This window comes from Synechococcus sp. R55.2 (genome assembly GCF_047462075.1).
Lineage (GTDB): Bacteria > Cyanobacteriota > Cyanobacteriia > Thermostichales > Thermostichaceae > Thermostichus.
In genome coordinates, this window is the sequence record NZ_JANSIH010000114.1 from 1 (window position 1) to 982 (window position 982).

The 982-nt window shown below is 58.2% G+C and carries 2 protein-coding genes; one reads left to right on the forward strand and one right to left on the reverse strand.

Annotated elements, in window-relative coordinates; genetic code table 11:
* Window positions 1-515 (forward strand): glycerophosphoryl diester phosphodiesterase membrane domain-containing protein (locus NW838_RS04430; RefSeq protein ID WP_414427565.1); only part of this gene is annotated, 515 nt, incomplete at its 5' end.
* Between the two features lie 12 nt (window positions 516-527).
* Here the strand turns inward: NW838_RS04430 and NW838_RS04435 are convergent.
* Window positions 528-982 (reverse strand): tRNA methyl transferase PRC-barrel domain-containing protein (locus NW838_RS04435; protein WP_414427566.1); only part of this gene is annotated, 455 nt, incomplete at its 5' end.

The following is a 982-nucleotide window of genomic DNA, read 5'->3' on the forward strand; positions in this document are numbered from 1 at the left end:
CCTTTTGGCTGGTGGATCAGCACTTGAAGCAGCGAACTCCCCCGCTGGGCAACAGTCTGGATCAGGCTGTCTCCAAGGCAGTGCCTCTGATATTCGGCAGCCTCCTGGTGGGGTTGATTTCCTTAGTCGGGATGATGTTATTCGTGCTTCCTGGAATCTACTGGGGAGTAAGGCTGGCTTTCACGCCCTGCGCAATTGTCCTGGAAGACAAAGGCACTACAGAAGGGTTGGGCTACAGTTGGAGCCTCGTCAAGGGCCGCTGGTGGGGAGCGTTTTGGGCACTTCTTATCTTTGGCCTCACGGTGGTTGTGGCATTTCTGGCCGGGAATTTCATCTTTGGCTTCACGGTAGGTGTGATTTCGTCTTCTGACGAGACTTTTGCTGAGAAAATTTTGGAAGTTGTGAGTGTGACTGTGGTTGGGAATGCCGCCGCCACGGCGGTTGCCCCTATCTTGATTGCCTATATGGTGCTTCTCTTTCGATCCCTGCAGCAGGTGCGGGAGTGGGCAGCCTAGTTTGGCTTCCCCTCACCCCTGAGAAGAAGGGCGCTCCAGGATCCCTCCCCCAAGTAGGAGCTCCCCGTGGTACCAGACGGCGGCTTGGCCGGGGGTAACCCCAAACTGGGGCTCGGCAAACTGCAACTTCACCCGCTCAGGAGATTCCGGGATCACCGTGGCAGGCACCGGCGGGGTGCGGTAGCGCACCTGAACCTCTACGGCAAGGGGTTGTGTTGGGGGTGGGATGGAGACCCAGTTTACTTGGCTTACCCACGCTTCAGCCTGGGTGGCTTCCTCTCGTTCTCCAACCACCACGCGGTTGGTAGCTGCCTCGATGCGCACCACGTAAAGCGGACGGGAAGAGGCAATCCCCAAGCCCTTGCGCTGGCCTACTGTGTAGTGGTGGATGCCCTCATGGGACCCCAGTACCCGCCCCTGGGTATCGACGATTTCCCCTGGCCTTTGCCCAAGGTACTGATCCAAAA